The sequence below is a fragment of the Streptomyces sp. R11 genome (genome assembly GCF_041051905.1).
GTDB lineage: Bacteria > Actinomycetota > Actinomycetes > Streptomycetales > Streptomycetaceae > Streptomyces.
Genome location: NZ_CP163432.1, coordinates 2,507,913 through 2,533,765, shown reverse-complemented (window position 1 = coordinate 2,533,765; position 25,853 = coordinate 2,507,913). Strand labels below are relative to the sequence as shown.

The 25,853-nt window shown below is 71.7% G+C and carries 20 protein-coding genes; 7 read left to right on the top strand and 13 right to left on the bottom strand.

What is annotated here, in order from left to right; all coding sequences use genetic code 11:
• Positions 1 to 163 precede the first annotated feature (163 nt).
• Positions 164 to 1,063 carry a TIGR01777 family oxidoreductase gene (locus tag AB5J55_RS11520; RefSeq protein ID WP_369270568.1) on the bottom strand — a complete coding sequence of 300 codons (900 nt, stop codon included), beginning with the start codon at positions 1,061 to 1,063 and terminating at the stop codon, positions 164 to 166.
• Positions 1,064 to 1,134: 71 nt separating this feature from the next.
• Between AB5J55_RS11520 and AB5J55_RS11515 the strand changes: the two genes are divergently transcribed.
• Positions 1,135 to 1,632: an N-acetyltransferase family protein gene (locus AB5J55_RS11515; protein WP_369270567.1), complete on the top strand. Its 498-nt coding sequence runs from the start codon at positions 1,135 to 1,137 to the stop codon at positions 1,630 to 1,632.
• A gap of 18 nt (positions 1,633 to 1,650) precedes the next feature.
• Here AB5J55_RS11515 and AB5J55_RS11510 read toward each other — a convergent pair whose 3' ends face one another.
• Positions 1,651 to 2,835 carry a MarP family serine protease gene (locus AB5J55_RS11510; RefSeq protein ID WP_369270566.1) on the bottom strand — a complete coding sequence of 395 codons (1,185 nt, stop codon included), beginning with the start codon at positions 2,833 to 2,835 and terminating at the stop codon, positions 1,651 to 1,653.
• Between the two features lie 880 nt (positions 2,836 to 3,715).
• Between AB5J55_RS11510 and AB5J55_RS11505 the strand changes: the two genes are divergently transcribed.
• Entirely contained in the window at positions 3,716 to 4,477 is a 762-nt protein-coding gene (locus tag AB5J55_RS11505; protein ID WP_369276159.1) for a peptidoglycan recognition protein, read from the top strand.
• 666 nt (positions 4,478 to 5,143) lie between these two features.
• Here AB5J55_RS11505 and AB5J55_RS11500 read toward each other — a convergent pair.
• Positions 5,144 to 6,271 (bottom strand): lipid II:glycine glycyltransferase FemX, encoded by a 1,128-nt coding sequence (locus AB5J55_RS11500; protein ID WP_369270565.1) that lies wholly within the window; start codon positions 6,269 to 6,271, stop codon positions 5,144 to 5,146.
• A gap of 225 nt (positions 6,272 to 6,496) precedes the next feature.
• Between AB5J55_RS11500 and AB5J55_RS11495 the strand changes: the two genes are divergently transcribed.
• The gene (locus AB5J55_RS11495) at positions 6,497 to 6,727 is read left to right on the top strand and encodes a hypothetical protein (protein WP_369276158.1); all 231 of its coding nucleotides are present in this window, start codon (positions 6,497 to 6,499) and stop codon (positions 6,725 to 6,727) included.
• A 6-nt stretch (positions 6,728 to 6,733) separates the two neighbouring features.
• On the opposite strand, the gene AB5J55_RS11490 is transcribed toward AB5J55_RS11495, so the two are convergent.
• The 9 genes from AB5J55_RS11490 to AB5J55_RS11450 form a co-directional block, all read right to left on the bottom strand.
• Positions 6,734 to 7,252, bottom strand: a complete 519-nt coding sequence (locus tag AB5J55_RS11490; protein ID WP_369276157.1) for a DUF4240 domain-containing protein — start codon at positions 7,250 to 7,252, stop codon at positions 6,734 to 6,736.
• Between the two features lie 127 nt (positions 7,253 to 7,379).
• Positions 7,380 to 8,354: a helix-turn-helix transcriptional regulator gene (locus AB5J55_RS11485; protein WP_369270564.1), complete on the bottom strand. Its 975-nt coding sequence runs from the start codon at positions 8,352 to 8,354 to the stop codon at positions 7,380 to 7,382.
• Between the two features lie 118 nt (positions 8,355 to 8,472).
• The gene (aceE, locus tag AB5J55_RS11480; protein WP_369270563.1) at positions 8,473 to 11,175 is read right to left on the bottom strand and encodes a pyruvate dehydrogenase (acetyl-transferring), homodimeric type; all 2,703 of its coding nucleotides are present in this window, start codon (positions 11,173 to 11,175) and stop codon (positions 8,473 to 8,475) included.
• A gap of 245 nt (positions 11,176 to 11,420) precedes the next feature.
• Positions 11,421 to 11,888, bottom strand: a complete 468-nt coding sequence (locus AB5J55_RS11475; protein ID WP_369270562.1) for a hypothetical protein — start codon at positions 11,886 to 11,888, stop codon at positions 11,421 to 11,423.
• A gap of 102 nt (positions 11,889 to 11,990) precedes the next feature.
• Positions 11,991 to 12,122, bottom strand: coding sequence for a hypothetical protein (locus AB5J55_RS11470; RefSeq protein WP_369270561.1), 132 nt, complete (start codon positions 12,120 to 12,122; stop codon positions 11,991 to 11,993).
• A gap of 867 nt (positions 12,123 to 12,989) precedes the next feature.
• Entirely contained in the window at positions 12,990 to 13,622 is a 633-nt protein-coding gene (locus tag AB5J55_RS11465; RefSeq protein WP_369270560.1) for a GntR family transcriptional regulator, read from the bottom strand.
• 210 nt (positions 13,623 to 13,832) lie between these two features.
• On the bottom strand, positions 13,833 to 15,629 hold the full coding sequence (gene sucB / locus AB5J55_RS11460) for a 2-oxoglutarate dehydrogenase, E2 component, dihydrolipoamide succinyltransferase (protein WP_369270559.1): 1,797 nt from the start codon (positions 15,627 to 15,629) through the stop codon (positions 13,833 to 13,835).
• A gap of 59 nt (positions 15,630 to 15,688) precedes the next feature.
• The gene (gene lpdA, locus AB5J55_RS11455; RefSeq protein WP_328428260.1) at positions 15,689 to 17,077 is read right to left on the bottom strand and encodes a dihydrolipoyl dehydrogenase; all 1,389 of its coding nucleotides are present in this window, start codon (positions 17,075 to 17,077) and stop codon (positions 15,689 to 15,691) included.
• A gap of 253 nt (positions 17,078 to 17,330) precedes the next feature.
• Positions 17,331 to 18,872: a leucyl aminopeptidase gene (locus AB5J55_RS11450; RefSeq protein WP_369270558.1), complete on the bottom strand. Its 1,542-nt coding sequence runs from the start codon at positions 18,870 to 18,872 to the stop codon at positions 17,331 to 17,333.
• A 353-nt stretch (positions 18,873 to 19,225) separates the two neighbouring features.
• Here AB5J55_RS11450 and AB5J55_RS11445 point away from each other — a divergent pair, with 353 nt between their 5' ends.
• The 4 genes from AB5J55_RS11445 to AB5J55_RS11430 all read left to right on the top strand — a co-directional run bounded on the left by AB5J55_RS11445 (position 19,226) and on the right by AB5J55_RS11430 (position 25,044).
• Entirely contained in the window at positions 19,226 to 21,259 is a 2,034-nt protein-coding gene (locus AB5J55_RS11445; protein ID WP_369270557.1) for a hypothetical protein, read from the top strand.
• Between the two features lie 109 nt (positions 21,260 to 21,368).
• Positions 21,369 to 22,889, top strand: a complete 1,521-nt coding sequence (gene pelF, locus AB5J55_RS11440) for a GT4 family glycosyltransferase PelF (RefSeq protein ID WP_369270556.1) — start codon at positions 21,369 to 21,371, stop codon at positions 22,887 to 22,889.
• Positions 22,886 to 24,397 carry a hypothetical protein gene (locus AB5J55_RS11435; RefSeq protein ID WP_369270555.1) on the top strand — a complete coding sequence of 504 codons (1,512 nt, stop codon included), beginning with the start codon at positions 22,886 to 22,888 and terminating at the stop codon, positions 24,395 to 24,397. The genes pelF and AB5J55_RS11435 overlap by 4 nt, the downstream gene beginning before the upstream one ends.
• Positions 24,394 to 25,044 carry a spherulation-specific family 4 protein gene (locus AB5J55_RS11430; RefSeq protein ID WP_369270554.1) on the top strand — a complete coding sequence of 217 codons (651 nt, stop codon included), beginning with the start codon at positions 24,394 to 24,396 and terminating at the stop codon, positions 25,042 to 25,044. Before AB5J55_RS11435 ends, AB5J55_RS11430 begins: the two co-directional genes overlap by 4 nt.
• Positions 25,045 to 25,054: 10 nt before the next feature.
• Here AB5J55_RS11430 and AB5J55_RS11425 read toward each other — a convergent pair whose 3' ends face one another.
• Positions 25,055 to 25,834: an adenosylcobinamide-GDP ribazoletransferase gene (locus tag AB5J55_RS11425; protein ID WP_369276156.1), complete on the bottom strand. Its 780-nt coding sequence runs from the start codon at positions 25,832 to 25,834 to the stop codon at positions 25,055 to 25,057.
• Positions 25,835 to 25,853: the final 19 nt, after the last annotated feature.

The following is a 25,853-nucleotide window of genomic DNA, read 5'->3' as shown; positions in this document are numbered from 1 at the left end:
TGCCCCCAACTGGCTCCGGGGATACCCGAGTTCGGGTCGAGGTTAGGGCTGCGATCGGTCAAAAACAGTCGCGCATGGACAGGGCACGGTCGCACAGCGGTCGCATGCGGGCGGTCGGTGCCGCCCGACCGATACATGGCGGGCGCCCGGCTTGACCCTTCGATTACTTGGCGGCCGCCCTGATCGCCCCCTCGATGTCCGGGAACGCGAAGGTGAATCCGGACTCCAGCAGCCGCTTCGGCAGCACCCGTTGGCTGCCCAGCACGTCCCCGGCCAACTCGCCCAGCACCGTCCGCAGTACCGACTCGGGGACCGGGAAGAGCGTCGGCCGGTGCAGGACCCGCCCCATCGCCTCGGTGATCTCACGGTTCGTCAACGGCTGCGGCGCCGTCACATTGAACGGGCCCGACAGATCGTCCCGGTCGATCAGATGCCGGATCGCGGCCACCTCATCGTGCAGCGAGACGAACGACCAGTACTGCCGTCCGTCCCCCAGCCGCCCGCCGAGCCCCGCCTTGAACAGCGGGAACAGCCGCCCCCAGGCCCCGCCATGCCGGGCCACCACCAGCCCCGTGCGCGGGAACACCGTCCGTACGCCCGCCTCCTGCGCGGGCGCCGCCGCGCCCTCCCACTCCACGGCCAGCGAGGGCAGGAAGCCCTCCCCGGGCGGGGCGCTCTCGTCGACGGCCCGCTCGCCGGTCTCGCCGTAGTAGCCGATCGCGCTGCCGTTCACGAACACCCGCGGCGGCTCGTCCAGCGAGGCCATCGCCTCCGCCAGCGCCGCCGTACCCTGCACCCGGCCGCTGCGGAGCTTCGCCTTGTACGCATCCGTCCAGCGCCGGGAGCCCACGTTCGCGCCGGCCAGGTTGACCACGGCGTCGCACCCGGCGAGCCCGGCCGCGTCCACGTACCTGCGCTCGGGGTCCCACCGGACCTCGTCCGCCGAGCCGGGTGCACGGCGCACCAGCCGCACCACCTCGTGCCCGTCCGCGACCAGCGACCGCACCAACGCGCCGCCGATCAGTCCGGAGGAGCCGGCCACCGCGATTCTTGAAAGTTCCATGACCTCAATCCTGCCGTTGACCACATAAAACCCCGGTCGGGTTGCCGGGCTCCGGTCGTAGGGTGACGCTCATGCCCGAGTCGTACAAAGCCCGTATACGCGCTGCTCTGCCCGATGACGAGGAAGAGCTGTCCCAACTCGACCGTGTCACGTGGTCGCCGATGCACGCGGTCGTGCCCGAACCGCGCCCGCCCTACCCGCCGTTCTTCTCCGAGCACCACGCCCCGGGCGACCATCTGGTCGCGGAACTCGACCGCCGTATCGTCGGCTATGTCCGCCTCGGCTTCCCCACTCCGCTCGCCTGTAACACGCACGTCCGGCAGATCCAGGGACTCGCCGTCGCCGACGAGGCCCGTGGCCTCGGCGTGGGCCGGGCGCTGATCCGGGCGGCCGTGGAGGAGACGCGCCGCAGGGGCGCACGTCGGCTCACCCTGCGCGTCCTCGCTCACAACACGCCGGCGCGCAAGCTGTACGAGTCGGAGGGGTTCGTGGTGGAGGGGGTGCTGCCCGAGGAGTTCTTCCTGGACGGGCGGTACGTGGACGACGTGTTCATGGGGCGCAGTCTCTGACACCGGCGCGCCGGGGCCTCATGAGGTGACGAGGTCCCCCGTGTCCACCGCCGCCGTCGCGTCGGCCGCGCTCTTGGCGTCGGAGGCGACCTCGGCGACCGTGAGGACGTAGCCGGTCCGGTCGTCGGAGGTGGAGCGGGCGAAGACGACGCCGAACACCTTGCCGTCGGTGGTCAGCAGCGGGCCGCCGGAGTTGCCGGGGCGGACGGTGGAGCGGATCGAGTAGATCTCGCGGGTGACGGTCTCGTCGTTGTAGATGTTCTGGCCGGTCGCCCGCACCCGGTTCGCCACCGTCGCCGCCTGCAGGTTCAGGTCGCCGTCCTCCGGATAGCCCGCCACGACGGCCGAGTCGCCGCGGGTGGCCTCGTCGTCGAACGACAGGACGGGGGCGCGCAGATCCGGGACGTACAGCACGGCGACGTCCCGGTCCGGGTCGAAGAGCACCACCCGCGACTCGTACGACCGCCCGACGCCGCCGACCCGGACGCTGGGCGCGTCGATGCCGGCCACCACATGGGCGTTGGTCATCACGTGCTGCGGGGAGTAGACGAAGCCGCTGCCCTCGCGGCCCTGGGTGCCCGAGGTGCCCTCGATCTTGACCGTGCTGAGCTTGGCGGCGTTCGCGGCGGCCGTCGTGACGCTGTCGCCCGAGGGCTCGGCGACCTCGGCGGTCGACTCGTTCTCGAAGGGGTTGAAGACCTGGGGGAAGCCCGCTTCGGTGAGTGCGGACGTGGCTCGGGAGAACCAGGCGGGGGTCGTGTCCGGCATCGCGTCCTGCACGGTCCCGAGCAGCCGGGAGTCCCGGATCGCGGAGGTCAGCAGCGGGGAGGAGGACGCGGCGAGAACGCTTGCGGCCACCCAGGACACGATCAGCACGGCCACCGAGTTGGCCACGGCCCCGCCGACGCCGTCAGCCACCCTGAGCGGCCCGCGGTCCAGCTCCCTTCGCAGCCGCAGCGCCAGCCGTCCCGCAAGCTCGTGCACCAGCACCGCCGGGAGCAGCACGGTGAGCACCGCGGTCACGGTCGCCTCCGTCGTACCCGGCGTGACCAGGTCCATCATCCACGGCAGGATCCATACGCCGATCACCGCGCCGCCCACGAAGCCGGCCAGCGAGACACATCCGGCCACCAGTCCGCGCCGGTATCCGGACGCCGCGTAGGCCAGGATCACCAGCAACAGCAGGATGTCGAGCAGGTCCACAGAGCCGCCTTTCTCTCGGACCCCTTAGTACGCGCGCGAGACGCCTGTTGATCAGTGCCCGCGCACGCACTGCCGGGAACCGGCCACACCGCGTGCACCTGGAGAAACGCCCTGGACCAGGACGATGGTTCCACCGGGTGTCACACCACACATCGCGGGCGGACCGGATCCGTCGGACAGTAGGACCATGCGTGCCTTCCGACGGGTAACCCGAAGGGTCTTCCGAGGAACACGGGGGAGACGAAGACCACGTGCCGTACGAATACCGTGGGCTGCGCGGATGCGGGGGGCGGGCCGGGGGTGGGATGAGGCTGCGCCGGGGGACTTGCGGGGGGCTGGGGGAGGTGCGGGCCGGGAGCCGTTACGGGGGGATTCGACGGGGGCCGCGGGGGCGGGCCTGGACGGTGAAGCGGGGGGTGCGCCGGCATCGGTGGGTGAACCGTCGCGGGACGCGCCGCCTGTGCGGGAGGAGGTCGTATCGGAGCGGCCCTCTCGGCGGGTGGAGCCGCGCGTGCCGGAAGAACTGCCGGTCGGGGAGGAGCCGGGTCTGCGGGAGCGGCCTGTCGTGGGGGATCGGCCCTCAGCGCGCGGGCTGCCGCCGGTCGTGCGGGAACGGCCCGTGCTGCGGGATCAGCCGCCCGCGGGAGAAGAGCCGCCCGTGGGCGAACAGTCGGTCCCGCAGGGGCCGCCCACCGCCGGACAGCGACCTGCCCTCCAGGGGCATCAGAGGCAGTCGCAACTGCGACCGCCGCCGCCGACCGTGCCGGGAGGGGAGGTCGGGCCGGTGCCCGGTGATGTGCCGCAGGCCCGGGCCGGGCGGCCGTCGGCCGGTCAGTCGGCCCAGGCGCACGGACGGAGCCGGCGGCGGCCGCTCTCGGGGTTGCGGGTGCACCCCGTCGCGTTCGCGCTGCTCGGCTGTGTCCCCGGCCTCGCCGCCGTACTCGCGCTGGGGTTGTGCGCGAGTGGCGTCGAGCGGATCGTCGCGGCCGGTGCGCGGCCCGTCGCGGCGCGGCCCGCCGCCTCGCATCAGGCGCCCCGGCCGACCATCGTGCCGAGATCGGCCTGGCTGGACGGCGAGACCCGGCGCGCCCAGCCACCACCGCGTTACGACGACACGGTCGTCGCCGTGTTCGTCCACCACACCGACTCGCCCAACGGCTACGACTGCGCCGACGTGCCCCGCATCATCCGATACGTGTACGCGGGCCAGACCGGCTCCCGCGACTGGGACGACATCGGCTACAACTTCCTCGTCGACCGCTGCGGCACCATCTACGAGGGCCGCGAGGGCGGCGTCGCCCGCCCTGTCACCGGCGCCCACACCCAGGGCTTCAACCACCGCACCACCGGCATCGCCGCCATCGGCACCTTCACGGCCGGAGTACCCGTGCCGAAGGCGATGACCGAGGCGATCGCCGCGCTGGCCGCCTGGAAACTGGGGCTCTCCGACACGGACCCCCGCGCGAAGGTCCGACTGACCTCCAGCAACAGCTACAGCCGCTACGCCTCCGGCACCACCGCGGCGTTCCCCGCCATCGCCGGCCACAACGTCGGCTACATGACGAGTTGCCCGGGCGCGGCCCTCAGCGAGCGTCTCCCGGAGATCAGGGAGACAGCGGCCCGCTTGCAGGGCAGGCACTGACGTACGCGGTGTCGCCCGCACCGCCTCCGAGCCGCCGTGCGGCAGCGACCGAGGAGATCTCCGACGCCGGGTGCCGCCCCGCCTGCAGGACAGCCATCGGTGCGTGGGGTGTCGTGGGTGCCGGCCCGAGTCGTGCGGCCGGGTACGCCCCCGATGCCGGCACGTGGCGCAGTCGACGCGGTCATCCGGGCGCGGCGCTCGGCCCGTCCCCGGAGACATGTGTGGCGGCGGCTCGTCCGCGGGGAAGACGCTGACGCGCGGGGTGTCCCTGCTCGCCCCGAGCAGGCCGTGCGGCGAGGACACCTCCGGCGCCAGGCGACCGGCGCCGGCGTCGTCGTGGCACACCCTCAGTTCGCCCCCCGAGCCGTGCGGTCCGAGGACACCTCGACATCGTGTGCCCGGCGTCTGCGACGTACCACTCGCCGTGCGGCGCCTCGGCTCGCCGGCCGGAGATTCAGGAGGCGCCGGCCCCCTGGCCTGCAGGGCAGACAAAGGACGCGCTCCCGCAGGCCCTACGTGATTGCGCCCCTGACCCCAACTGGCCGGCCCCACCCCGGGCGGCCTCGGCGCGATCGCGTCCCCGGGCGCCCCGGCGTGACTCCGCCCCCGGGGGCGCCCTCGGCGTGGCCGCCCCCTGGGGCGCTCCCAGCACTGTCCCGCCCCGCCTCACCGCCGCCCGAGATAAACCCCCAACGCCCGCTGCAACACCTTCCCTTGGCTCCCCACCGGCAGTTCCCACTCGCCGAGGTACTCCACCGCACGGCCGCCCGCGCCCGTCTTGAACAGGAGGCGGCCGAGGAGGCGGTCCTCGGTGAGGGTGGGGGTGATGGAGCGGAGGTCGTAGGTGTCGGCGCCCGCGGCTCGGGCGTCGCCCAGCATGCGCCACAGCAGGGCGCTGCTGGGGCGCAGTTCCCGACCCCGGCGGCCGGACGCGGCGTAGGAGTGCCACGCCCTGGAGCCGACGCTGATCATGAGGGCCGCGGAGAGCACCTCGCCGTCGTACTCGGCGAGGTAGAGCCGCAGCCGGTCCTCGTCCTCGGCGTTCAGGGCCGCCCACATGCGCCGGAAGTAGTCCAGCGGGCGGGCCTTGAAGCCGTCGCGGGCGGCCGTCGCGGTGTACAGGCGGTAGAACTCGGGCAGGTCGGCCGCCGAGCCCCACGAGACCCGGACGCCCGCCGCCTCGGCCGTGCGCAGCGACTGTTCCCAGTGCGGTGCGAGCGCGTCGCGCAGATCGTCCACCGAGCGCCCGGCCAACGGGATCTCACAGCCGTAGCGCGGCTGACCGAGCCCGAAACCGCTCCCGTCGTCCTCCTCGCACCGCCGCCACCCCAGCCGCCGCAGCCGCTCCGCGGCGTCAAGGGCGTAACCGTCGATGCCGGCCGTGGGCACCTCGCGCAGATGACCCACCTCGCGGTCGGCGATGCCCGCCGTCACGTCGGCGGCGTCCCAGTGGCGCACGACGAGCGGCGGGCCGATCCGGACCGAGAACGCCCCGATCCGCTTCAGGTGGGCCACGAGCGGATCCAGCCACCGTTCCAGGCGCGGCGCACGCCAGTCGATGGCGGGCCCGTCCGGAAGGTAGGCCAGGTAGCGCCGGGTGCCGGGCAGGGGCCGGTACAGGACCAGCGCCGTCGCGACCATCTCGTCGCCCTCGAACCACCCCACGCTCTCCGGCAGCCAGTCGGGCTTCACATCGCCCCACTCGGGGATCTGCAGATGGCTCGCGTCGGGATACAGCCGTAGGTGGGCCAGATGCTCCTGGCGCGGTATCTCCCGCACGTACAGGCTGGTCATGGGCAGGGTGCTCCTGTTCGGTCCGGTCACCCTAAGCCGGAGATCACGGAACCGGTCAAGAGACGGAGCGTGAACCTTCCGGAAAGGCCCGCACAGGTTCCCGCACGGGCTCCCTCACAGGCTTCTCGTAGCCGGCTCAACGATCTCCCCGAGACAGCCTCCCTATCGTCATGCACACGCACTGACCGGAGGCGGGGATCATGAGCGGCGACAACGGCACGCGCAATCACAGCACGCAAGCGGGTCTGGACCGTGGTCTGCGCGGTGGCGACCGTCGTCCTGGGGCCGGCCGCCGTCACGGCGTCCGCGCTCGACCAGGCCAACGGGGCGCCGATGCACCACACGGTGAAGGTCGACCCCGCCCGGACGCAAGCACAGACGAAGGCACAGACGCAGGCACAGACGCAGGCGTACCTCCCGTCGGCCCCCGACCGCAGGCGTACCGCGGCGGCCTGAGCCGTCTCAGTCCTTGAAGCGCTCCCACAGCTTGGGATACCGGTCCGCCAGCGCCCGTTCGCTCTCGAAGTCGACCGGCGTGCCCTCCGGTTCCGGGGGCGCGGGCGGGATGCCCAGGTCGGGGGCGACGGTGCCGGTGAGCTGTTCGTAGGCCTCGTCCGCGGCGTAGCCGAGCTCCTCGGCGTCGCCGTCGAACTCCTCGTCGAAGTCGTCCAGCAGGTCGGCGAGCGAGTCGGGGTCGTGCACGCCGCCCTCGTACACCTCGCGGCCCTGGCCGATCAGCCAGCACCGGAAGAAGTCGAACGCGTCGTCGCTGGCCCCGTCCAGCAGGACCCAGGCGGCGCCCCACAGGTCCCAGGTGTACGCGCGGTTGTAGCGGGCCTCGAAGTGACGGGCGAAGTCGAGCACCGAGTCGGGGTCCTGCTGGAGCAGCCGCTCCACGAGCAGGTCGGCCTGCTCCTCGGGGTCGCCCTCGGCGGCCTCACGGGCGCCGTCCACCAGCTCCCAGAACTCCGTCTCGTCCATCACGGGTCCAGCATCGGCCCTGCGGGGGTGGGGCGCACGTGGAGTGCGACGGATTGTTATGGGCGCGCTTCGCCGGCGTACGGGCCTTGGGCCAGTCGGGCAGGGTGGTGCCGGGCCGGCGTCGGGCTCACTCTCCGTACAGCGCGGCCAGCCGTATCGCATCGTCCGCGAACCGCTCCCTCAGCGAATCCGGGGCCAGCACCTCGATCTCCGGCCCCAGCGACGCGAGCTGGGTGTGGGCGACCTCCTCGGACTCCACGGGCAGCGTCAGCGTCACCCAGCCGTCCCCGTCCGGGGCGTCCGCCGCCCGCAGTGCCTCCCGCGCGGACTGCGGATCGACGGTGTACGGCAACCGGCGCACCCCACCCGGCGACACCCGCACCACGACCTCGGCCCGCAGCAGGGAACGCGCGAACTGCTCGGCCCGCTCCTCCCAGAAGCCCGGCAGATCGAACTCCGCGTCCCGCTCGAACCGCTCCTCACCCCGGTCCACGGCGGTGAACCGGTCGATGCGGTACACCCGGTACGAGCCGTGTCCCGCCACGCGGGCGCACAGATACCAGACCCCCGCTTTCAGCACGAGCCCGTATGGCTCCAGTTCCCGCCCGACCTCGCCCTCCCCGCGCCGGTACCGGGCCACGATCCGCCGGTCGTCCCAGACCGCCTCCGCGACGACCGGCAGCAACTCGGGCGTCTTCGGCTCCTTGAACCAGTTCGGGGCGTCCAGGTGGAACCGCTGGGCGGCGGAACGGGAGGCGTCCCGCAGCGAGGGCATCAGGGCCGCCGACACCTTCAGCGTGGCCGCGGAGGCCGCGTCCTCCAGCCCCATCTCCCGCAGCGCGCCCGGAACGCCGCTCAGGAACAACGCCTCGGCCTCACTCCGCCCCAGCCCCGTCAACCTGGTCCGGTACCCGCCGATGAGCCGGTACCCGCCGGACCGCCCCCGATCCGCGTACACCGGGACCCCGGCCTCGGACAGTGCCTGTGCGTCCCGTGTGACGGTCCGCTCGGAGACCTCCAGCTCGCGCGCGAGTTCGGCCGCGGTCATGGCGGGCCGGGACTGGAGAAGCAGCACCATCTTGATGAGCCGGGCAGCACGCATACCGCCATCATGCCGGGGCCCACTGACAAAGAACCCACTGACGACGGCCCCACTGACGACGGCCACTGACAACGAAGGGGTACGGCGGCCGCCGTACCCCTTCGTTCGAGCTCGTGCCTTACAGGCCGTACTTCTCGCGCGCTTCCTTCACGGCCGTCGCCTTGACCTCGCCCCGCTTCGCGAGCTGGGCCAGGGCCGCGACGACGATCGACTCGGCGTCGACGCCGAAGTGGCGGCGGGCGGCCTCGCGGGTGTCGGAGAGGCCGAAGCCGTCCGCGCCGAGCGAGGAGTAGTCCTGCTCCACCCACTGCGCGATCTGGTCGGGAACCTGGCGCATGTAGTCGGAGACCGCCAGCACCGGGCCCTCGGCACCCTGGAGCGCCTGACGAACGAACGGCATCCGCTCCTCGCCGCGCAGCAGGGCCGCGTCGGCCTCGAGGGCGTCCCGGCGCAGCTCCGTCCAGGACGTCGCCGACCAGACGTCGGCCGCCACGCCCCACTCCTCGGCGAGCAGCTTCTGCGCCTGGAGCGTCCAGTGGATCGCCGTGCCGGAGCCGAGCAGCTGGATGCGCGGGGCGTTCGCCACCGGGGACAGGCCCGCCGACTCCGCCGTGTTGAAGCGGTACAGGCCCTTGACGATTCCCTCGTCGACGCCGTCCACGGCGGGCTTCGCGGGCTGCGGCAGCGGCTCGTTGTAGACGGTGAGGTAGTAGAAGACGTTCTGGTCCTCGCCCGGGGCCGCCTCGCCGTACATCCGGCGCAGACCGTCCTTGACGATCGCCGCGACCTCGTAAGCGAAGGCCGGGTCGTACGTCAGCGCGGCCGGGTTCGTCGCCGCGATCACCGGCGAGTGACCGTCGGCGTGCTGGAGGCCCTCGCCCGTCAGCGTCGTACGGCCCGCGGTGGCGCCGACGAGGAAGCCGCGGCCGAGCTGGTCGCCGAGCTGCCACATCTGGTCAGCCGTGCGCTGCCAGCCGAACATCGAGTAGAAGATGTAGAACGGGATCATCGTCTCGCCGTGCGTGGAATACGCGGTCGACGCGGCGATGAAGTCGGCCATCGAACCGGCCTCGGTGATCCCCTCGTTGAGGATCTGGCCGTTCTGGGCCTCCTTGTAGTACATGAGCTGGTCGCGGTCGACCGGCTCGTACGTCTGGCCCTTGGGCGAGTAGATGCCCAGGGACGGGAAGAGGCTCTCCATACCGAAGGTGCGCGCCTCGTCGGGGACGATCGGCACCCAGCGCTTGCCCGACTCCTTGTCGCGGACCAGGTCCTTGATCAGGCGGACGAAGGCCATGGTGGTGGCCACGTTCTGGGAGCCGGAGCCCTTGTCGAAGGAGGCGAAGGCCTTCTCGGCGGGGGCGGGCAGCGGCGCCACCGGGTGGACGCGGCGGGCCGGGGCCGGGCCGCCGAGGGCCGCGCGGCGCTCCTGGAGGTAGCGGACCTCGGGGGAGTCGGCGCCGGGGTGGCCGTAGGGGACCACCCCGTCGACGAACTGCGCGTCGGAGATGGGGAGTTCGAGCAGGTCACGCATCGTCTTGAACTCATCCACCGACAGCTTCTTCATCTGGTGGTTGGCGTTCTTCGACGCGAAGCCCTCGCCGAGGGTGTGGCCCTTGACCGTTTGGGCCAGGATGACCGTCGGCGCGCCCTTGAACTCGATGGCGGCCTTGTAGGCGGCGTACACCTTGCGCGCCTCGTGACCACCGCGGGAGAGGTGGAAGCACTCCAGGATCTTGTCGTCGCTCAGCAGCTTCGCCATCTCGGCGAGCTCCGGGTCCTTGCCGAAGAAGTCCTGGCGGATGTAGGCGGCGTCGCGGGTCTGGTACGTCTGCACCTGGGCGTCGGGTACCTCGCGCAGCCGGCGTACGAGCGCACCGGTCGTGTCGAGCTGGAACAGCTCGTCCCACGCCGTACCCCAGAGCGTCTTGACGACGTTCCAGCCGGCGCCGCGGAACTGGGCCTCCAGCTCCTGCACGATCTTGAAGTTGGCGCGGACCGGGCCGTCGAGGCGCTGCAGGTTGCAGTTGATGACGAAGGTCAGATTGTCCAGGCCCTCACGGGAGGCCAGGGCGAGTGCCGCCGTCGACTCGGGCTCGTCCATCTCGCCGTCACCGAGGAACGCCCACACGTGGGACGCGGAGACGTCCTTGATGCCGCGGTTGGTGAGGTAGCGGTTGAAGCGGGCCTGGTAGATGGCCGAGAGCGGGCCGAGGCCCATGGATACCGTCGGGAACTCCCACAGCCAGGGCAGTCGGCGGGGGTGCGGGTACGACGGGAGTCCGTTGCCGCCGGCCTCCTGGCGGAAGTTGTCGAGCTGCTGCTCGTTCAGGCGGCCGTCGAGGAAGGCGCGGGCGTAGATGCCGGGGGAGGCGTGGCCCTGGATGTACAGCTGGTCGCCGGAGCCGTCCGCCTCCTTGCCCTTGAAGAAGTGGTTGAAGCCGGTCTCGTAGAGCCAGGCCGCGGAGGCGAAGGTGGCGATGTGGCCGCCGACGCCGTATTTGGAGCCGCGGGTCACCATGGCGGCCGCGTTCCAGCGGTTCCATGCGGTGATACGGGCTTCCATCGCCTCGTCACCGGGCGCGGACGGCTCGGCGGCGGTCGGGATGGTGTTGACGTAGTCGGTCTCGAGGAGCTTGGGCAGCGCGATGCCGGCGCCCTCGGCCCGCTCCAGCGTGCGGCGCATCAGGTATGCGGCGCGGTGCGGACCGGCCGCCTTGGCGACCGCGTCCAGCGAGGCCTGCCACTCGGCGGTCTCCTCCGGATCACGGTCGGGGAGCTGGTCGAGCGCGCTCGGCTGGATGGCGTTGGGGTCGGTCATGTCGCCGCACCTTCCTCAGTCGAAGGGGGTTCCCTCATCGGTAAGGGTTCGGGGGTGCCCTTTGTCTTTGGCAGGACAGGGCGGAGGGCTTGGGTGCAAGCCCGTCGGCGACTGTAACTCCCTGATCGATGATCGATCAAAGGGGAGAGGGCTAAAAGGTCCAGATACCGCGAAAATTGGCATCCGGTGCCGGGGGAGCAGGCACGCGGTGCCGCGTTTTCCCTGCTCACATGAGTTGTGGGCGGCTAGCTTGGGCGGGTTCGGCTCTCGGTGGCCTGCTCGCTCTGCTCGGACCCGGTGCCCTGCCGCGCCATGCTCTCGTGGTCCTGGTGATGCCGTGCGGCCTGCTCGCGGGTGATCACCTCGGTGGCGGCGCCGACAGCGACCGCGACCGGCCAGGCCATGGCTCCGGCTGCGGTCATGCCGCCGAGGACGCCGTAGAAGGCCAGCTTGCGGGGTGAGGGGAGCATCGCCATCGCGGTGGATGCCGTGGATGCGGCTGCGGACGTCGCCGTTGAGGTGGCCTTGCGGGCGCCCGAGAGCATGTCACGCGAGAACATGTCGCCCGGGGTCACGTAAGGGATGGGGACCCGGGGATGTGCGGTGTGCAGATGCATCACCTTGCCGCCGGTGTGCTTCTCGCCGCCCTGGGTCCCGGCCTCGGGCGGGGCGGTCTGCCGTACGTGCTGAGTCTGTGTCTCTGGGGAAGTCATCGCCGTCCTCCCCTGCTGGGGAGCATGGATGGTGGGTGGGGGTGCTTCCCATCCGGCTTCCATCGACAGGTGCGACTAAACCCGATCTATCGGGCAAATCGTTCAGGCATGCGCGGCCGCCGGACGCGCGCTCGTGGCGAACGCCTTCCAGAGCTGGATGGCCAGGCGCACCAGAACGGCCTCGAGGAGGGCGATCGCCACCTGGGTCAGGATCGTGCCGAGTATCTGCGGCATGGTGGCCGCCTTTCGTGTGCGTCGTGCGGGGTACGCCTCCTTTGTCCGGGCCGATGTCATCCGGCAGGCTGCACACGGGTTGCCTGCGGGTGAACTTTCCCCAGAGCATCGCCGGCGCCCCGGGTACCGCGGGCACCAGCACCGCCGCCCGGCGCCGACGCCTGCGCGATCGTCCAGCCCGCCGGGCCGCGGCCCCCTGCCGAAGAAGTGGCTGAGCCCCGGCACGGCCACGACCACGCCAGCACCACCAGGGACCCCACCACGGCCGCCACCACGGGGGCACGGCCTGCGTCTTGGAGCGTCTGGAACGCGGGGCGACCGTCCCGCTGCCCCGAGCGTCCTCGGCGGGCGTCCTCTCCTCCGCTGCGGCCTCCGCTGCCGTGACAACCCCCGTCACCACCTCAAGGTCCGTCTCCGGACCGCACGTACGCGCAGCCCAGCGTGCGGTTCACCTCGGCGCGGTTCACCCCCGGCAGGCGTCGCAGGGCTGTCTCCAGGTCGCGGGACGCGGGGATCGTGCCGGGTGGGCCCAGGCGTCGTAGCTCGATCTGCACGCCGCCGGGGGTTGGGCCAGAGGCCGGGCACGCCGGGGCCCAGCAGCGGGCCGATCAGTGGCAGGGCCAGCGGTACGGATGTCAGCCCCTGTGTGACGGATCAGGCCGCAGAAGCCGTGGCGGTCATGGCGGACCTGGGGAGCACGGAAGAAGAGCTGTCGCCAGATCACGCGGCCTTCGGAGGCCGACGGGGGCTGGGGCGCCGCGTGGGGGAGAGGACGCGGTTCACCTCAGAATTGGCGTATGTCGAGAGCCGCGCTCGTCACAGCGGCCCGGGCGGGGCCGGCGGGACGACGGACTGCCTCGGTCAGGGCTACTCGCCTTCGTGCCGGGGCGCGCACCCGAGTACGTGGGCCTTGACCATCTCCGCGATCCGCGGATCCCGGCGCTGGAACGCGGCCACCAGTTCCTCGTGCTCCTCCGCGTACGACTGCTGCACGGTCCCAAGCCACCTGATCGACAGGGCCGTGAACACCTCGATGCCGAGGCCTTCCCAGGTGTGCAGCAGCACCGAGTTGCCCGCCGCCCGCACCAGCTCCCGGTGGAAGGCGACCGTGTGCCGCACCTGGGCCGTGCCGTCGGAGAGGCGGTCGGCCTCGTACAGGGCGGCGACATGCGGCTCCAGGGCGGAGCAGTCCTCCGCGAGGCGGTCGGCCGCGAGTTCCGCGGCGATGGCCTCCAGGCCGGCCCGGACCGGGTAGCTCTCCTCCAGGTCGGCCGCGGTCAGACTCCGTACCCGTACGCCCTTGTTGGGCGCGGACTCGATCAGCCGCAGCGACTCCAGCTCACGCAGCGCCTCCCGCACCGGCGTCTGGCTGACCTCCAGTTCGGTGGCGATCCGCCGCTCCACGATCCGCTCGCCCGGCTGCCAGCGCCCGCTGATGATCCCCTCCAGGATGTGCTCGCGGATCTGTTCGCGCAGCGAGTGGATGACGGGGGCGGTCATGAGAGCTCCTTAGGGCGCGTTTGACGTTTAGACAATAAGGCCGGGACGCTCCGCCGGAGGGGCGCACGGGGGCGCTTTGGTGCAGGTGAGACGAGACTTACACGGAGACTTACACGCTCGGTCGGCACGACACAATGGCGATGCCCTCCCCCCGGAAGCCGGGGAGAGGGCATCGTCGTACTGGCAGGCCGCATACAGCCGGCAGCGTCCTTACAGGCCGAGCTCGACCTCGAACTCGCCCGCCTCCAGGATCGCCTTGACCGCCGTCAGGTAGCGGGCCGCGTCGGCACCGTCCACCAGGCGGTGGTCGTAGGACAGGGTCAGGTACGTCATGTCGCGGACGCCGATGACCGTGCCCTCCTCCGTCTCGATGACGGCGGGGCGCTTGACGGTGGCGCCGATGCCGAGGATCGCGACCTGGCCCGGCGGCACGATGATCGTGTCGAAGAGCGCACCGCGCGACCCGGTGTTGGAGATGGTGAAGGTCGCGCCGGACAGCTCGTCGGGCGTGATCTTGTTGGCGCGGACCTTGCCCGCCAGGTCGGCCGTGGCCTTGGCGATGCCGGCGATGTTGAGGTCGCCCGCGTGCTTGATGACCGGGGTCATCAGGCCCTTCTCCGAGTCCACCGCGATACCGATGTTCTCGGTGTCGAAGTAGGTGATCGTGCCCTCGGCCTCGTTGATCTTGGCGTTGATGGGCGCGTGCGCCTTCAGCGCCTGGGCCGCGGCCTTGACGAAGAACGGCATCGGGGAGAGCTTGACGCCTTCGCGGGCGGCGAAGGAGTCCTTGGCCCGGGCGCGCAGCTTCATCAGGCGCGTGACGTCGACCTCGACGACCGACGACAGCTGGGCCTGCTCGTGCAGCGCCTTGACCATGTTGTCGCCGATGACCTTGCGGATGCGCGGCATCTTGACGGTCTGGCCACGGAGGGGGGAGGCCTCCAGCGTCGGCGCCTTCTTCGCGGCGGCGGCCGGAGCGGCAGCGGCGGGAGCCGGAGCAGCGGCGGTGGCCTTCGCGGCCTCGGCGGCGGCGATGACGTCCTGCTTGCGGATACGGCCGCCGACGCCGGTGCCCTTGACGGCGGCCAGGTCGACGCCGTTCTCGGCAGCGAGCTTGCGCACCAGCGGGGTGACGTAGGCGCCCTCGTCGGTCGGCTTGGCGGCGGCCGGAGCGGCCGGAGCCGGGGTGACCGGGGCCGGGGCGGCCGGCGCGGCCGGCGCGGGAGCCGGAGCGGCGGGCTGGGCCGGAGCCGGGGCGGCAGCGGCGGGCGCGGCCGGAGCGGCGGGGGCAGCCGGAGCGGCCGGAGCCGCGGGCGCGGCCGGGGCAGCGGCGGCGGGGGCCGGAGCCTCCTGGGCCGGGGCGGCCGCCGGAGCGGCACCCGCGGCACCGATGACGGCCAGCTTGGCGCCGACCTCGGCCGTCTCGTCCTCGCCGACCACGATCTCCAGCAGCGTGCCGGAAGCCGGGGCGGGGATCTCGGTGTCGACCTTGTCCGTCGACACCTCCAGCAGCGGCTCGTCGGCTTCGACGCTGTCACCGACCGACTTCAGCCAGCGGGTGACGGTGCCCTCGGTGACGGACTCGCCGAGCGCGGGCAGGACGACGTCCGTGCCCTCGGCGGAACCGCCGCCGGCGGCGGCCTCGGCGGTGGGCGCCGGGGCGGGAGCGGCCTGCTCGGTGGACGGGGCAGCGGCCTGCGGGGCCGGCTCCGGCTCGGCGGCCGGGGCGGGCTCGGCGGCGGGGGCCGGAGCGGCAGCGGGGGCGCCCGTGCCGTCGTCGATCACGGCCAGCTCGGCACCGACCTCGACCGTCTCGTCCTCGGCGACCTTGATGGAGGCCAGGACGCCGGCGGCGGGGGAGGGGATCTCGGTGTCGACCTTGTCGGTGGAGACCTCGAGCAGCGGCTCGTCGGCCTCGACGCGCTCACCCTCGGCCTTCAGCCAGCGGGTGACAGTGCCCTCGGTGACGCTCTCGCCGAGCGCCGGAAGGGTTACGGAAACCGCCATGGTTTCGGTTGCTCCTTACGAATTGCGGAAGTCTGAGTCGTCGCTTCGTCGACCGAGGGTCAGTCGTGCGAGTGCAGCGGCTTGCCGGCCAGGGCCAGGTGGGCCTCGCCGAGCGCCTCGTTCTGCGTCGGGTGGGCGTGGATGAGCTGGGCGACCTCGGCGGGCAGCGCCTCCCAGTTGTAGATCAGCTGGGCTTCGCCGACCTGCTCGCCCATGCGGTCGCCGACCATGTGGACGCCGACCACGGCGCCGTCCTTGACCTGGACGAGCTTGATCTCGCCCGAGGTGTTGAGGATCTTGCTCTTGCCGTTGCCCGCGAGGTTGTACTTCAGAGCGACGACCTTGTCCGCGCCGTAGATCTCCTTGGCCTTGGCCTCGGTGATGCCGACGGAGGCGACCTCCGGGTGGCAGTAGGTCACCCGCGGGACACCGTCGTAGTCGATCGGAACGGTCTTCAGACCGGCCAGACGCTCCGCCACCAGGATGCCCTCGGCGAAGCCGACGTGCGCGAGCTGGAGGGTCGGGACGAGGTCACCGACGGCGGAGATGGTCGGGACGTTGGTGCGCATGTACTCGTCGACGAGGACGTAGCCGCGGTCCATGGCGACGCCCTGCTCCTCGTAGCCGAGACCGGCGGAGACCGGGCCGCGGCCGACGGCGACCAGCAGGACCTCGGCCTCGAACTCCTTGCCGTCGGCGAGGGTGACCTTGACACCGTCGGCGGTGTACTCGGCCTTCGAGAAGAAGGTGCCCAGGTTGAACTTGATGCCGCGCTTGCGGAAGGCGCGCTCAAGAAGCTTCGAGCTGTTCTCGTCCTCGACCGGGACGAGGTGCTTCAGGCCCTCGATGACGGTGACGTCCGTGCCGAAGGACTTCCAGGCGGAGGCGAACTCGACGCCGATGACACCGCCGCCGAGGACGATCGCCGACTTCGGGACGCGGTCCAGGACGAGGGCGTGGTCCGAGGAGATGATGCGGTTGCCGTCGATCTCCAGGCCCGGCAGCGACTTCGGCACGGAGCCGGTAGCCAGCAGGACGTGGCGGCCCTGGACGCGCCGGCCGTTCACGTCGACGGAGGTGGGGGAGGACAGTCGGCCCTCACCCTCGATGTAGGTCACCTTGCGCGAGGCGACGAGTCCCTGCAGGCCCTTGTAAAGGCCGGAGATCACGCCGTCCTTGTACTTGTGGACACCGGCGATGTCGATGCCCTCGAAGCTGGCCTTCACACCGAACTGCTCGCTCTCACGAGCCTGGTCGGCGATCTCGCCCGCGTGCAGCAGGGCCTTGGTGGGGATGCAACCCCGGTGCAGGCAGGTGCCGCCGACCTTGTCCTTCTCGATCAGGGCGACGTCCAGGCCCAGCTGCGCCCCGCGCAGGGCCGCGGCGTAACCGCCACTACCACCGCCGAGGATCACTAGGTCGAAAACGGTGCTGGCGTCGTTCGCCACGTCACGTCCTCCATGCATGTGCGCCTACGCCGGTCAGCGGTGACCGGTCGGCGGCTGGTGTCCGGCCGCTCTTTCTTCGGCCCTGTGGTGGGGCCCTGTCCTGCCGAGCCCCATCTTCGCACTTGTCCACACCGAACGAGACGCCGGGCCGGTGTGTGAGACGTCCCACGTTCAGTTGAGCGGGCATGGACGGCGGCATGGAAGAGGGGGCTCCGCCCTACCCGCGCGCGGAGCCCCCTCACTCAGGACAACGTCAGCCCAGGTCCCCGGCCGCCGTCAGCTCGGCGAGCCGCACCAGCGTCCGCACCGCGGACCCCGTACCGCCCTTCGGCGTGTACCCGAAGGGCCCGCCCTCGTTGAACGCGGGACCGGCGATGTCGATGTGCGCCCAGGTGATGCCCTCGCCGACGAACTCGCGCAGGAAGAGCCCCGCGACCAGCCCGCCGCCCATGCGCTCACCCATGTTGGCGATGTCGGCGGTGGGCGAGTCCATCCCCTTGCGCAGGTGCTCCGGCAGCGGCATCGGCCAGGACGCCTCACCGACCTCCTCGGCCGCCTCGACCACGGCGGAGCGGAACGCGTCGTCGTTGGCCATGACACCGAACGTCCGGTTCCCCAGCGCCAGCACCATCGCCCCGGTCAGCGTCGCCACGTCCACGATCGCGTCCGGCTTCTCCTGCGAGGCCGCCCACAGCGCGTCGGCGAGCACCAGCCGGCCCTCGGCGTCCGTGTTGAGCACCTCGACGGTCTTGCCGCTGTACATGCGCAGCACGTCACCGGGGCGCACGGCGGTCCCCGACGGCATGTTCTCGGCGAGTGCCAGCCAGCCGGTGATGTTCACGCGGAGACCGAGCCGCGCGGCGGCGACGACGGCGGCGAACACGGCGGCGGCGCCGCTCATGTCGCACTTCATCGTCTCGTTGTGCCCGGCCGGCTTCAGCGAGATGCCGCCCGAGTCGTAGGTGATGCCCTTGCCGACGAGGGCGAGGTGCTTGTCCGCCTTGGCGTGCGTGTACGTCAGCTTCACCAGCCGCGGCCCGGCCGCCGATCCGGAGCCGACACCGAGGATGCCGCCGTAGCCGCCCTTGGTCAGCGCCTTCTCGTCGAGCACCTGCACCTTGATGCCGTGCTCCTTGGCCGCCGTCGAGGCGACCGCGGCGAAGGACTCGGGGTTGAGGTCGTTGGGCGGGGTGTTGACCAGGTCGCGGGCGCGGTTGAGCTCCTCGACGACGGCGGTGGCGCGCTCGATCGCGGCCTTGTGCTCCTTGTCGCGGGACTTGCCGCCGAGCAGCGCGGCCTCGGCGAGGGGAGCCTTGCCGTTCTTCTTGTCCCGGTCGCTCTTGCCGTTGCCCTTGTACGCGTCGAAGGCGTACGCCCCGAGCAGCACGCCCTCGGCGACGGCACCGATGTCGGCGGCGTCGGTCAGCGGCAGCGCGAACGCGGCCTTCTTGGAGCCGGCGAGGGCGCGGGCGGCGACGCCGGCGGCCTTGCGCAGTGCTTCGCCGTCGTAGTCGGCGTCCTTCTCGGGCGCGGCGCCCAGACCGACCGCCACCACGAGCGGGGACTTGAAGCCGGCGGGCGCGGGGAGCTTCGTCACCTCGCCCTCGGCACCGGTGGCACCGAGGGTCTCCAGGACGCCGGCGAGCTTGCCGTCGTACGCCTTGTCCACGGCCTCGGCGCCCGGTGCGACGACCGGTCCTGCGGCCTTGGAACCAGAGCCCTTGGCGACACCGATCACGATCGCGTCGGCGCGCAGGCCGGGCGCCGCGGCGGTGCTGAGAGTGAGAGCAGTCACGGTGGTGAATTCTCGCTTCCGATGTGAAGTTGCAGTGGCCGATTGGTGTGGGTCGACCGGGCCCGACGGCCGACCCTAGTTCCGACCTATGGGTGCGGTATCAGCGGGGCCTTCCCCGGTACGGCGAACACTCGGGTCGAGCCTACGCTCGTGTGAGCGTTCGCTCATTCCTTCGGGCGTTCACCTGTCGGTGGCGTCGCGGTCATTTCTTGATTCTCGGGACCGGTGAGCTGAGTCACACTCGTCTGGTTCCGGTGAGCTGTCAGCTCGCCGCTTTGCATGATTTCCACGGATCCTCCGCCGATTCATCGCAACCGGTCACAAGAGGATCTTCTGGGGGGAAGGAACGATCAATGGCGCAGAGTGCGCACAGATGGAGGAACACGGCTGCCGTCCTGGCGGCCGCAGGTCTGCTGTCGCTGGGTCTGGGAGTACCCGGCGCCGCGGCAGCGGGGGAGCCGCGCATCGATCTGAGGGTGCTGGTCGTGGACAACGGCGACGCCCCCGTCCAGGCCATCACCGCCCAGCTCAAGAGCACGGGCATCCCGTACACCACCGTCGACCTGACCGACGCCAACCGCCCGACCGTCACGGCGGCGTTCCTCAGCGACACGGTCAACGGCACACCCCGCGCGAACTACCAGGGCGTCGTCCTGCCCAACGAGGCCCCCTTCGGGGAGGGTTCCGCGGAGCAGACCGCGCTGGAGAGCTACGAGCGGACCTACGGCATCCCGCAGGTCGACGCCTACACCTGGGCCCACCCGGGCGTCGGCCTCGACTACACCAGCGAGGGCGGCTGGGCGGGCAGCCTCGACGGACAGCAGGCCTCGGTCACGGCCCAGGGCAAGGCGGGCTACTTCGGCTATCTGGACGGCGCCTTCGCGTTCGAGGACAACGACCAGTCCGTACTGGAGAGTTACGGCTACATCGCCCGGCCCCGCACCGGCTTCACCAGCTATGTCGACGTTCCCGTGCCGGGCGGCTCCGGGCGCGGCAGCCTGGTCGGCGAGTACAGCAACGACGGGCGCCGTCAACTGGTCGTGACCTTCGCGTACAACCAGTACCAGCAGCAGTTCCGCGTCCTCGCCCGCGGCATCGTCGAATGGCTGACTCAGGGAGTCCACCTCGGTCAGGCCCGCAACTACTTCGCGGTGCACGTCGACGACGTCTTCGCGCCCGACGCCCGCTGGGACACCGAGCGCAACTGCACTCCCGGTGACATCGACTGCGTGGGCGGTGGCGGCGAGGAGACGCCGCCGATCCGCATGACGGCCGAGGACGCGGTCCGTGCCGCCCAGTGGCAGCGCGAGCAGGGCCTCAAGCTGGACATGGTCTACAACGCCGGCTCCGGCGAGGAGTGGAAGAGCGAGAACGGCGGCACGGACCCGCTCGCGAGCCAACTGCTCGCCGACAAGGCGCAGTACCGCTGGATCAACCACACCTACACGCACCCGTTCCTCGGCTGCGTCCAGGACACCTCGACCGTGCCGTGGAGCTGCGCCAAGAACGCCGACGGCTCGACGCGGTACATGAGCCGCGCCGACATCTCGGCGCAGATCAGGGACAACCACAACTGGGGCGTCACCAAGGGGCTCCAGCTCGACCGCACGGAACTCGTGACCGGCGAGCACTCGGGCCTCAGGACCCTGCCGCAGCAGCCCGACGACAACCCCAACCTCGCCCGCGCCCTCGCCGACAACGGCGTCAAGTGGATCGCCTCGGACAACTCCCGTGATCCCGCCCAGCGTCCGGTCGGCGCCGCGCTGACCGTGCCCCGGTACCCGATGAACGTGTACTACAACGTGGGTACCGAGGAGGAGATGGTCGACGAGTACAACTGGATCTACACCTCCACGGCGGACGGCGGCAGCGGCATCTGCGAGAACAACCCCGCCTCCACCTGCCTGGCCGATCCGCTGGACACGGCCACCGGGTACGACGAGTACATCGTCCCGCTGGAGGCACGCACCGCCCTCGGACACGCCATCAGCAACGACCCGCGCCCGCACTACGCCCACCAGTCCAACCTGGCCGAGGACCGGACGCTGTACCCGGTCCTGGACAAGGTGCTCGCCGACTACCGGGCGCTCTTCGCCGACAACACCCCGGTGGAGAACCTCGCGCAGAGCGCCATCGGCACGGAGCTGCAGCGCCGCGCCGCCTGGCAGTCCGCTCTCACGAAGGGCTCCGTCACGGCGTACCGCATCGGCGACACGGTCACCGTCACAGCCCCGTCCGGGACCCAGATCCCGGTGACCGCACCGCAGGGGACCGTCAAGCAACTCCTCATCGGCACCACCGCGTTCGGGACGCCGTACGCGGGAGAGCGCTCGGCCTGGACCACGCCGGGGCTGCTGCAGACCGCTCTCAAGCTGAAGCTGCCGTAGGGCGGCCCAGCCGGACCTGAGGCGCACCCCGGCCATCTCCACGACCGACCTGCCGGGGTGCGCTTCCGAGCCGAGGCACCAACTTGTTCCACAGGGGGGAACGCGCGTGATGCGCAATGGCCGTCATGTCACCATGCTCACCGAGGGCACCTATCCGCATGTCCACGGCGGCGTCAGCACCTGGTGCGACCAGCTCGTCAAGGGCATGCCGGAGGTCGACTTCCACATCGTGTCCCTCACCGGGACCGGCCGCGAACCCGTCACCTGGGAGCTGCCGCCCAACGTCTACCGGCACACCTCCGTACCGACCTGGGGCCCGCGGCCGGGGCACCGGCGAGCGCCGTACGGCAGGGCCCGGCGCCGCTTCACCGACTCCTACGAGCGCTTCCTGCTCTCGTTCCTCGACCCCGAGGCCGACTGCGACTTCGGTGAGGCCCTCGACGAGCTGGCCGAACTGGCCCGCGAAGGACGCCTGTCGGCGGCCCTGCGCACGGAATCCGCGCTGCGCTCGCTGATGTGGATATGGACGATGCCGCATCTGCCGACCGCGGCCGCCCGCCCCACCGTCCACGACGCCCTGACCGCGACCGACCTGCTGGAACACGCCCTGCGCCCGCTCGGGATCCGCATCCCTGAGGACTCCGTGGCCCACGCGGTGAGCAGCGGATTCGCCACCCTCCCGGCCCTCGCCGCCCGAAGGCTGGACGGCGTGCCCTTCCTTCTCACCGAGCACGGCATCTATCTGCGCGAGCGCTACCTCGGCTACCGCAGCGAGGCCCAGCGCTGGCCCGTGAAGGCGTTCATGCTCGGCTTCTACCGCGAGCTGAACTCGCTCGGCTACCGCACGGCCGACCTGATCACCCCGTGCAACCAGTACAACCGCCGCTGGGAGGAGCGCGGCGGCGCCGACGCCGACAAGATCCGTACCGTCTACAACGGCGTCGACCCGCACGCCTTCCCGCACGCCGGCCCCGAACCCGAGGTCCCCACCCTCACCTGGTGCGGCCGCGTCGACCCCATCAAGGACCTGGAGACCCTGCTGCGGGCCTACGCCATGGTCCGCGCCGAGCTCCCCGAGACCCGCCTGCGGCTGTTCGGCCCGGTCCCGCCCGGCGGCGAGGCCTACCGCACCAAGCTGGAGAAGCTCGCCGCCGAACTGGGCGTCACGGACGGCCTGACCTTCGAGGGCCGCATCACCGAGGTCTGGCGCGCCTACGCGGCCGGGCACCTCGTGATGCTGTCGTCCATCTCCGAGGGCTTCCCGTTCTCCATCATCGAGGCCATGTCCTGCGGTCGTACGACCGTCTCGACGGACGTCGGGGGAGTGCGCGAGGCCGTCGGCGACACGGGACTCGTCGTCCCGCCCCGCGAGCCGGAGAAGATGGCGGCCGCCGCCCTCACCCTCCTGCGCGACGACGAACGGCGCCTGCAACTGGGTGAGTTGTCCCGGCAGCGGGTGATCGACCGCTTCACGCTGCGCCGCTCCGTGGACAACTTCCGGACGATCTACCAGGAGCTCGCGGGCAGCCCCGAGGTGTACGAGCCCACCCTGGAGACGGTCGCCGACTGGACCCTCGAACTGCGCGACCCCTGGTACGAGAAGGTCGCGACGGACGGAACCGGCTGGTGAGCGGCAGCCTCTGGATGCCGCCCGGCTCCCGCCCCGACACCCTGCCCGCCGTCCCGCGCCAGCGCGACCGGCCCAGCTGGGCGCGGCCCGACCCCGTCGACGAACTCGCCGCACGCCTCGACGACTTCATAGCCGCCGCCGTTCACCCCGACGAGATCGCCGCGCTGCTGGAGTCCGACGGTCTCTCGGACGACCAGATACGCGAGCGCTACGGCGTGAAGAACTCCTTCGCCCTCGCCGAGGAGCTGTACGAGCGGGTCGAGCGCCGCTACCCGGAGCCGGACGGCCCGGCCCACGACCCCTGGCGGACGGGCCTGCTCGGCTGCCTCCTGCGCGGTGTCGTCTTCGCTCTCCCCGGCTTCGGCTACGTCCTCGGAGCCCCGCTGCTCGCCGGCCCGCAGGACGACTTCGGCCTCCCGGCGGGCACGGTCCCGCTACTGGCCGCAGCCTTGGTCGGCTGGACGTGGAACCAGGGGCTCGCCCATCGGGCCTACTCCTGGCTGGGGTTGGGCGATCGATCGGCCGCCCGCGGCTCCCTGCTCCTGGGCGCCCCGGTCGGCGCACTGCTCGGCGCCCTGGTGGCCCTGATCGTCGCGGGCGCCGCACACCCGGCCGCCGTCGCCTTCGCAGCCGGCCAGTCGGTCTACTTGGGCGCGGCCACCGCCCTCCTGGTGATGGGCCGCGAACGGGCCCTGCTGGCCGCGCTGTTGCCGATGACGGCGGGAGCGGTCGTATCGCTGGTCCACTCCGTACCGGATGCCGCAAGACTGACTCTGCTACTGGGCTCGTTGACGGTGGTGGTCGTTCTCGGCCAGCGCGAGGTAGCGCCCCGAAAGGGGCGCGGGGCTCTGTCCGATGTGCGGCTACCGCCGCGTGGGCGCGACGAGCCACGACGAAGCCGCAGCCGGCGCACGACAATGGGCCCCCGCCTCTTCGGATCCCTCCCGTACGCCCTCTTCGGCCTGGCCACGGGCGTCCTGGTCCTGTACGCAGCCCTGGGGGACGTCCTGGCGGGCGAAGCGTACAACGCCGTCGCGGCCCCCGCCGCCGTCGCCCTCACCCTCAGCATGGGCCCCGCCGAATGGCTGCTGTACCGCTTCCGCAGCGGCAGCCTGGCGGGTCTGCGCGCCAGCCGCACACCGAGGGCGTTCCGGTGGACGACGGCGCTCACGGTCGTGGAGTGCCTCTCCGGCTACCTGGTCACCCTGCTCGTGCTCAGCCTCGCCACCTCGGCCCTGTGGCCGCACTCCTCGGGCTTCGCCGGCCTCCGCCTCGCCGGTCTGCTCCTGCTGGGCGTGGTCCTGTGGACGGCTCTGCTGCTCCAGTCCTTCGGCGCGGTCATCAGCGCGGCGGCGATCTGCTGTGTGGCCGCCCTCGCCCAGACGGTCGCTGTGGTGACGCACACCGGCAGTCCGCACTGGGTCGCCCTGATCGTCCACGGGACGGCTGCGGTGGCCCAGGCTGCCCTGGTCTGCGCCCTGTTGGGGAGAGTGACCGCGCACCGATGACCGACCTGCTGATCCCCTACTACGAGCACCCGTCCGTCCGCCCCGCCGAATGGGACGCGATCATCGCCGCCGCGCCCCGCCTCTACGGGGTCGTACTGAACCCGGCCAGCGGCCCCGGAGAGACGCCCGACCCGGCGTTCGCCGCGGTCGCGGCCCGCCTGCGGGCGGTGGACGTACGGGTGCTCGGCTACGCCGACACCGACTACGGCCGCAGGCCGCACGCCGATGTCGTACGCGACATCGCTCGTCACCGCGACTGGTACCGCGCGGATGGCGTCTTCCTCGACCAAGTCGCCGCCGGTCAGGCGGAGTTCGGCCACTACCAGCGGCTCGCGACGGCAGCCTGGGGTGCCGGCTGCGGCACGCTCGCCCTGAACCACGGCACGGCACCGCACCCGTCGTACGCCAGGATCGCCGACCTCCTGGTCACCTTCGAGGGGCCCTGGGCGTCGTACACCCGGCTCGGCCCGCAGTCGTGGCGGGGCGCCACCGGAGTGCGGCTGTGCCACCTGGTGTACGGCGTCCCGGCGGGCCTCGACCTGGCGGAGCCGGCGCGCGCCCGCGGGGCCACCGTGCACTGTGCGGTGCCGGGCGTGGGCGAACATCCGTGGGGCACGTTGCCGCACGGGCTGGCGCCCGCTCGGTGACCGGGGGGCGTCAGCCCAGGGACAGCACGACGAGCGCCGTCGTCGCCGCTGTCTCCGCGAGCCCCCCGAAGACGTCACCGGTGACGCCGCCGAAGCGGCGGGTGCAGTGCCGCAGGAGCAGTTCGGCGGCGGCGAGTGCGGCGAGGACCGCGAGGGCGGTGCGCGCGATGTCGTACGCCCCGAACATCGCTCCCGCCGCGGCGGCGACGCCGGTTACGGCCAAGGCAAGGGCCACCGCGACCCGTACGGGAACGACGCCGGCCACCGCGGCCCCCAGCCCCTCCGGCCGGGCGGCGGGAACTCCGGAGCGGGCGGCGAGGGTGAGCGCGAGGCGGGCGGCGACGGCCGAGACGACGGTGGCGAGGGCGCCCCGGGCCCATGAGTCGTCGTACAGCTGCGCCAGCGCGGCCGCCTGCGCCAGCAGCACGAACACGAGCGTGATGACGCCGAACGGCCCGATGTCCGACTGCTTCATGATGCGCAGCGCGTCCTCGGAGGGCTTGCCGCTGCCGAGACCGTCGGCGGTGTCGGCGAGGCCGTCGAGATGCAGTCCCCGGGTGAGGACGGCGGGGACGGCGGCGCCGGCGACGGCGGAGAGGAGGGGGCCGGCGCCGAGGAACAGCAGCAGAAGCGCCGCCGCGGCGGCACCGCAGCCGAGGACCACCCCGACGAGCGGGGCGCACAGCATCCCGCCGCGCGCCGCCTCCCGGTCCCAGCGGCTCACCCTGACGGGGAGCACGCTCAGGGTGCCGAAGGCGAAACGGAGGCCGTGCAGGGGTGGCGGGGTCATGGACACGCCCGCAGACTAG